We start from the raw sequence: 6,236 nt of genomic DNA, 5'->3' as shown, positions 1-6,236 counted from the left end.
AACCCCAGACCAGACGGTATTACAATGATATATAACAATGCCCCCGGTGCGGCCAGGTGTACTGGCCAGGTTCTCATCGGGATCATATTCTTGAAAAAATGAGAGCTGCCGGCCTGGGAACAGATATAACCTGACCGGCCTGGTGGTCCCCTGGCAGTCTATGCTTCTCACTCAACAACAAAGCACGCTTGCTTTTTTATTAAAAATAATTGTACTCCCAATTATAATTGAAATACGTTGTAAGGAGTGTGTTACCGATAGGAACTATTGACACCCTTATAGCTGGCACCGCCTTGAGCATAGATGCTGTCTTAATAACACATAACACAAAAGAGTTTGAACGGGTTGAAGGGTTAAAAATTGAAGATTGGTTTTAACTCAACTTTCGGGAAGGCGATGAGGATGTAATGAACATCACATTAAAACGCATATGAAATAGCCACGTTACATTTATTGGCAATTAGATTTGTACGGATTGATAAAAAAAGCAGATGACCATCATTGAAAAGCATGCAAAGAGCCCGGAATCTACCCTGAAACGCATTTTGAGTGCCGGGCAAAAGGATTCGGGAAACGGACTACATTTTCCAGAATCTGCGTTCTCTGATTTTGCAGGTAAATTCGTTTGCCGCCGCTATCCGGCCAAAAAAATCCTTATCAGGGCCGGAGATATGTGGGATAAAGTATTTTTTCTCCATCAGGGCATCATCCGGCTCTTTTATACGGACGTTTTGGGTCGCGAGTTTAACAAGGGATTTTTTCTTGAAGGGCAATTTCTTTGGCCTGTGGCCCCGTCCGCCCGGGTGGAGAAGAGTCTGTTTACAATTGCAACCATAGAAGCGGTTGATGCCTCTGTCTGCAAATTTGAGCTGTTTTATCATTGGCTTCATGGTCACGGCATCTGGGAACACTTTGCACTGCCTCATGCAGAGGCCCTTGCCGAGGATAAGTTTGCAAGGGAGTATGAGTTTCTCATGCATACGCCCCAGGAGCGGTATCTTGCATTTTGTAAAAAAAATCCTGTTCTTGCCGAAAGGCTTCCTGCTTACCACCTGGCCTCCTATCTTGGAATGACCGATGTGTCTTTGTCCAGAATCAAATCAAGAATAAAAAATGCCGCAAATTAACCCGTGTTAATGAAAAAAGAAAAATTTCAGGTAAACTCCTGTGCATCAATAACCCGTAATTATCACAGGAGATATTATGATTACATTCAAAGGAAAAACTGCAGTTATTACAGGAGGTAGTGACGGCATAGGATTCGCCATTGCAAAGATCTTCGCTGCCCATGGCGCAGACCTTGTTATCGTAGGAAGAAACCCGGACAAGTTGGCGGAAAAAGCCCACAGCCTCACCCTGAACGGCAACCATGTTTTGCCCGTGGTAGCGGATATGTTACAGGCAGGTGCCGTGGAAAAAATTTTCCATTCAGTTGAAAAACAGGGTATCCAGGTGGATATCCTGGTCAACAACGCCGGAATAGCTCGATTTACACCATTTTCCCAGATGTCTAAGGTTGATTTTGACCGACATTTTTCATTAAACGTCCGGGTTCCCTACTTTTTGACCCAGATCTTTTTGGGACATCTAACAGAGGCCCGGGGCAACGTTATTAACCTATCATCCTACTTTGCAAAACGCATGCTTTCGGATCGGCCATCCACAGCCTATTCGGCCTCAAAAGGGGCTGTCGAATCTTTCACAAAGGCTTTGGCCTTTGAACTGGGACCGTTGGGGATCAGGATCAATGCAATTGCTCCAGGCACCGTTTCTACCCCGCAGGTGGCGTACAACCATGATCGCCTGGATGATGAGGCAAAAGACCGGTTCGATACCATGGTCCGTTCCATCTATCCCCTGCAGCGTCTGGGTGAGGGGGTGGACGTAGCACACCTGGCCCTGTTCCTGGCATCTGAAAATGCCGCATGGATCACCGGTGGCATTTTTCCAGTTGACGGAGGGCTTACCACGAATTGAGCCTTTCCAGTTTACGGCGATGATTCAAAAGGTCTTGATGCTCAAGAGATCCAACACCCGGACGGTCGCGTTATCATGTTCCAGATCCAGTCGCGGCCAAGAGGCACCGCTTATCATTTTCTTACGCAATCGCTTTGGATTGTCGGAGCGCAACAGCAACACCGTGTCCAAGATCATTTCTACCGTCGCTGAACACCGGATTGATCAAGACCCGGGATCGCCGGAGCCGGAGTCACACAAATACGTCGGGATTTTGTTTCAGTTATTTTGGAGCCTTGGCCCCTGGTAAAGTTTATGCTGCAAGATCAAAAGTGAAAGACCCATTAAAGGTTTATTTTCTTTGTTGGCGACCTGCTTAGATTTGTTGACGATCAGGGCATCCGCAAAATCAGCTTCTTTACCCTTCACCGGTTTTGCATTTCGATAATCGGTCAGCGCCAGCCACACGGCCTGACCATCTTCAAACCTTATATTCGGTTCCTGGAACAACGACTGAATAACTGTCACCAGTCGAACAAAAAACCGTATATAGCTGAAACGCCATAAAAGAAAAATATAGCCTTTTGGACATAATTTGATATTATGTTGCTACCGACTTATTTTATTTGGAGGAAACGATGCAGCAGATCATTGTCTCTCCAAGGGATCTTGGGGCAATGCTCAAGGAATTGAGAAAACAAAAGGGGCTAACCCAGACAGCTCTGGGCAAACGGGTGGGTCTTGATCAGAAACGGGTCTCCCTGATGGAGAATGGTAATCCCAATATTCGGGTGGACAGCCTGTTCCGGCTACTTTCCGCTTTGGAAGTAGGGATAGCTCTTGAGCCCAAGTCAATTGACGGTGTCGCCCCGGGCCAAGGAGCCCGGGAAAATAATGAGGATGAATGGTGATGGGAAAGGCAGGCCGCCTCAGCGTTCTGATGAACGGTTCCCCTGTGGGCTGGCTGGCTCGCAGTTCCAAGGGGATTGTCTCTTTCGGCTATGACAGGAACTGGCTCTCAGACCGTAACAGAAGGCCTTTGTCCCTGTCTCTGCCCCTTACGGCCCAGGTCTATTCCGGAGACCGGGTTGAAAATTTTTTTGATAACCTGTTGCCGGACAACATGGCATTGCGTAACAGGCTGCAGGCCCGGACCGGGGCTTCGTCCACCCGGGCCTTTGACCTGCTCTCCTACATTGGCAGGGATTGTGTGGGAGCTGTGCAGCTTGTGCCTGAAGGGGAAAGGCCAAGTATCAAAATGGTCACGGCAGATCGAGTGGATGACTCACAGATAGAGGCTATTCTTAAGTCCTATTCTGCCATGCCCCTGGGGGTGGACATTGATGCTGATTTCAGGCTTTCCGTTGCCGGAGCCCAGGAAAAAACCGCTTTCCTCAGAATGCAGGGCGGCTGGTACCGCCCTTCCGGGGCCACACCCACCAGCCACATTTTCAAGCTGCCCATGGGCTGGCTGGGCCAGACCGGCCTGGATCTGTCAGGCAGTGTGGAAAACGAATGGCTCTGCCAGAAACTTTTGGACGCCTTTGGCATGGCTGCGGCTGACACCCAGATGGCGAATTTCGGCAGCCAGAAGGTGCTGGTGGTGAAGCGGTTTGACCGGCGCTGGTCCGCTGACGGCTCCTGGCTGATCCGGCTGCCCCAGGAAGATTTCTGCCAGGCCACGGGAACGCCTTCGGCTCTGAAATATGAGGCGGACGGGGGACCGGGTATGGCTGCAATCATGGGCCTGCTTCTGGGCTCTGACAGAGCCCATGTGGACCGGACCGTCTTTATGACGGCCCAGGTGCTTTTCTGGATGCTGGGGGCCATTGACGGCCATGCCAAAAATTTCAGCATCTTTCTTCGGCCCGGAAGCCGCTTTCACCTGACCCCCCTTTACGATGTCATTTCGATCTATCCTTTGGCCAAGGCTGGCCAGGTTTCCATGCACAAGGTGAAGACGGCTATGGCCGTGTCAGGGAAAAACCGCCATTACAGATGGAACAGCATAACCAGAAGACATTGGCTGGATACGGCAAAAAAATGCAGGTACCCGGAAGATGAAATGAAGCAGATCATTGAAAAATGCTGCGATATGGTACAAGAATGTATAGATCAGGCAGGTGCGGCCCTGCCCCCTGGATTTCCCGGTCAGATTTCATCAGCAATTTTTTCAGGGATACACCAGGCAAGGGAACGGTTGATAAAATAGCAGCCCCAATACCGAGGCAGATAAACGGGGAAGCGGATGGGAAACGAATGGAAGCTTGGCAAACCTTATCCCACCACCCAGGAAGGGGTGCTTGAACGGCTGGTTGCAGCGAATCTGATTGAACGCCTGACGGACGGTTATGCCGTCTTGAACATTGGGGCTGTTCTGCTGGCGAAAAACTTAAGATCATTTGAATCGGTATGGAGAAAAGCCCCCCGAATAGTGGTCTATAAAGGGGATTCCAAACTCAATACCCTGTCGGACCAGACCGGGGAAAAAGGATATGCAGCAGGATTTCAGGGGCTGGTGCAATATGTCATGGGCAAGCTGCCCCAAAACGAAACAGCGGAACTCCTGCAGTTGCCTGCACCTGATTTCTTAATTGAATACCGGCGGACTGTGGCGGTCATATACGGCGCAAGGGATTTCAGGGCCATGGACAGAACAGACCGGGTTCGTGCCTGTTACCAGCATTGTGTGTTACAGTGGGTGTTGCGATAAAAAATGACCAACCAATCCTTACGCAATCGCTTTGGATTGTCGGAGCGCAGCGGCAACTCCGTGTCCCGAATCATTTCTGCCGCCTCTGAACAGGGGCTGATCAAGAACGACCCGGGAGCACCGGAGTCACGCAAATACCCCCGGTATATTCCTGCCTGGGCCTGATTTTATTTCAAAGTATCTGCACCCAATGGGTACACATATAAGTAATATGCTGATTTTCAATACTTTTTTTATTTCAACGCAACAGGAAGAAGTGCTGAACGCACTTGAAATTGTACGATTGCAACAAAGGAAGAGTTATCGTGCCAAAACCAAGATGTCCTTTTGCCAAAGAATCAGAAGATTGGCAGAACGGTGCGAAAAGAATGATGTTCCATCTGTAATCATTAATACAATGTGTAGAGGCGATTATGAATCTTACTGAAGTTTTGAGGGTATCATTTCATAGAATTCAATAATACGACTCCTAATATTCAACAGCTTTCAATACCTTGTTTTCAACAATTGGCCCGCATCGTCGGTTCACTGGGTGAGATCCATTCAAAGTTGGAAGAACTAAAATGGGAAAAACTGCATGGCCTTATGGGTTCAGCTGATGGGAAAAAGTACCGTAACTTTGCCCGGGGCCTGACTTTTGAACTCATGGTTTCCCATGCCAACCGGCAGCTTTAGGTGGCGTCATAGAGAAAGCAGAAAATTTTCAAGATGGACATGCTCAATGCCTTTATATGTGCCGCCGATAATCGGGTCCATGGTCACCACTTTTTTAGGATGGTTGTCTGGAATAGCAAGAAGACTGCCGAATTCACGATCCCGGACCTTGTCATCCGGAATCATGTAAGCAGCCTGGATGTACAGGTGTTCCCCTTGTTTTTCACAGACAAAATCGGTTTCCTTTTTCCCAATTTGTCCAACGGTGACATCATATCCGGCTGTTTTCAAGTGGGTGAAAATTACGTTTTCAATAATTTTATTGATGTCTGAAGTGTTGAACCCGACCATAGCATGGCGGATGCCAAGATCCTCAAAATAGTATTTTTCTCCAATTTCAAAGATTTTTTTGCCGGCAATGTCATACCGTCTTGCCGGAAGAACAAGCTGGGCGCTGGAAAGATATGACAGGTAGTCAATGACCAGGTTGTGGGAGATTTTAATCTGCTGGGATTTCAGGTAGGTGCTTATTTTTCGTGCCGTGACCAGGGAGCCGACGTTATCTGCGAGGAAACGGCATAGCCGCTGCAGAAAGGCAACATTCCGGATATCGTACCGGGCAACGATGTCTTTGAGGATAATGGCATCTGAAACGTTTCGCAGATAATCAAAAACAATTGAATCATCTAAAGGCAGATGTTTTAAGTAGGGAAGTCCGCCAAATTTCAGATAGGTTTGCAGGCTATCCAGCCCTTGCTCAAGTCCGTGAAAAATTAAAAACTCATCATAGGTCAGCCCATATACCTTTATTTCGACGTACCGGCCAGATAGATAGGTGGCCAGCTCTCCAGAAAGCAGTTTGGCATTACTGCCGGTGGCAAAGATATCAATGCCACCACCGGCCTGAAGGCTG

At 48.4% G+C, this 6,236-nt stretch carries 8 protein-coding genes and 1 pseudogene; 7 read left to right on the top strand and 2 right to left on the bottom strand.

The genetic code is table 11. The features are described from left to right. Nucleotides 1–38 precede the first annotated feature (38 nt). From AB7U36_RS16430 to AB7U36_RS16420, 3 genes and pseudogenes are all read left to right on the top strand, one after another. Nucleotides 39–134: pseudogene (locus tag AB7U36_RS16430) on the top strand (Mut7-C RNAse domain-containing protein); the annotation flags it as partial. Nucleotides 135–491: 357 nt separating this feature from the next. Next, the gene (locus AB7U36_RS16425; protein WP_428160784.1) at nt 492–1,127 is read left to right on the top strand and encodes a Crp/Fnr family transcriptional regulator; all 636 of its coding nucleotides are present in this window, start codon (nt 492–494) and stop codon (nt 1,125–1,127) included. Between the two features lie 76 nt (nt 1,128–1,203). Continuing rightward, nucleotides 1,204–1,977: an SDR family NAD(P)-dependent oxidoreductase gene (locus AB7U36_RS16420; RefSeq protein ID WP_428160783.1), complete on the top strand. Its 774-nt coding sequence runs from the start codon at nt 1,204–1,206 to the stop codon at nt 1,975–1,977. 258 nt (nt 1,978–2,235) lie between these two features. Here the strand turns inward: AB7U36_RS16420 and AB7U36_RS16415 are convergent, their stop codons facing one another. Then, entirely contained in the window at nt 2,236–2,484 is a 249-nt protein-coding gene (locus AB7U36_RS16415) for a hypothetical protein (protein ID WP_428160782.1), read from the bottom strand. 110 nt (nt 2,485–2,594) lie between these two features. On the opposite strand from AB7U36_RS16415, the gene AB7U36_RS16410 reads away from it, so the two are divergent. The 4 genes from AB7U36_RS16410 to AB7U36_RS16395 are packed head-to-tail and all read left to right on the top strand — an operon-like array spanning nt 2,595 to nt 4,834. After that, on the top strand, nt 2,595–2,867 hold the full coding sequence (locus AB7U36_RS16410; RefSeq protein ID WP_428160781.1) for a helix-turn-helix domain-containing protein: 273 nt from the start codon (nt 2,595–2,597) through the stop codon (nt 2,865–2,867). After that, nucleotides 2,867–4,168, top strand: coding sequence for a type II toxin-antitoxin system HipA family toxin (locus AB7U36_RS16405; protein ID WP_428160780.1), 1,302 nt, complete (start codon nt 2,867–2,869; stop codon nt 4,166–4,168). The genes AB7U36_RS16410 and AB7U36_RS16405 overlap by 1 nt, the downstream gene beginning before the upstream one ends. 36 nt (nt 4,169–4,204) lie before the next feature. Then, nucleotides 4,205–4,669, top strand: coding sequence for a hypothetical protein (locus AB7U36_RS16400; protein ID WP_428160779.1), 465 nt, complete (start codon nt 4,205–4,207; stop codon nt 4,667–4,669). Nucleotides 4,670–4,672: 3 nt separating this feature from the next. Next, nucleotides 4,673–4,834, top strand: coding sequence for a hypothetical protein (locus AB7U36_RS16395; RefSeq protein ID WP_428160778.1), 162 nt, complete (start codon nt 4,673–4,675; stop codon nt 4,832–4,834). Nucleotides 4,835–5,350: 516 nt separating this feature from the next. Here the strand turns inward: AB7U36_RS16395 and AB7U36_RS16390 are convergent. After that, on the bottom strand, nt 5,351–6,236 hold an 886-nt coding region (locus AB7U36_RS16390), incomplete at its 5' end, for an ATP-binding protein (RefSeq protein ID WP_428160777.1).

The organism is Desulfobacter sp., from assembly GCF_050177295.1.
Note: the sequence above shows the minus strand (reverse complement) of the source record. Positions and strands in the feature narration are given on the sequence as shown.